The organism is Xenorhabdus bharatensis (assembly GCF_037996705.1).
Taxonomy (GTDB): Bacteria; Pseudomonadota; Gammaproteobacteria; order Enterobacterales; family Enterobacteriaceae; genus Xenorhabdus; species Xenorhabdus bharatensis.
The window spans coordinates 1-426 of sequence record NZ_JBBMXG010000073.1 but is presented as its reverse complement, the minus strand read 5'-3'; the positions used below and the strand labels follow the sequence as shown (position 1 = coordinate 426).

The 426-nt window shown below is 50.9% G+C and carries 2 protein-coding genes; both read left to right on the top strand.

Annotated features, from left to right (window positions below):
* On the top strand, positions 1–209 hold a 209-nt coding region (locus tag AAC855_RS21270), incomplete at its 5' end, for an IS630 transposase-related protein (RefSeq protein ID WP_340612125.1).
* A 22-nt stretch (positions 210–231) separates the two neighbouring features.
* On the top strand, positions 232–426 hold a 195-nt coding region (locus AAC855_RS21265; RefSeq protein WP_340612127.1), incomplete at its 3' end, for a transposase.

Here is a 426-nt window from a genome sequence, read left to right as displayed (position 1 = left end):
GGCATCACAAAATAGAACCCTGTGTGACACGGAATAAGCCGCCCACGAAAATCAGTGATGAAGCGCTTCTCACCGATGTCCAAAATTATCCCGATGATTATCAATGGGAAAAAGCAAAACGCCTGGGTGTTGCGCAGTCTGCTATCCACTACGCCTTGAAACGGCTGAAAATAACGGTCAAAAAAAACGCTAAGACACCCCAACGCTGACGCTCAGACTCGTCAGGCTTTTATCGAACGCATCGGCCACTATGAGCAAGCGGGGAAACCGATTGTTTATCTGGATGAAAGCGGTTTTGCCCAGTCTATGCCCCGCACACACGGCTATTCGGCGAAAGGGCGGCGCTGCTTCGGGACACACGATTGGCAGGCCAAAGGCCGCATCAATGTCATTGGTGCGATCCTCAAAAAGACCTTCGTGACCTTA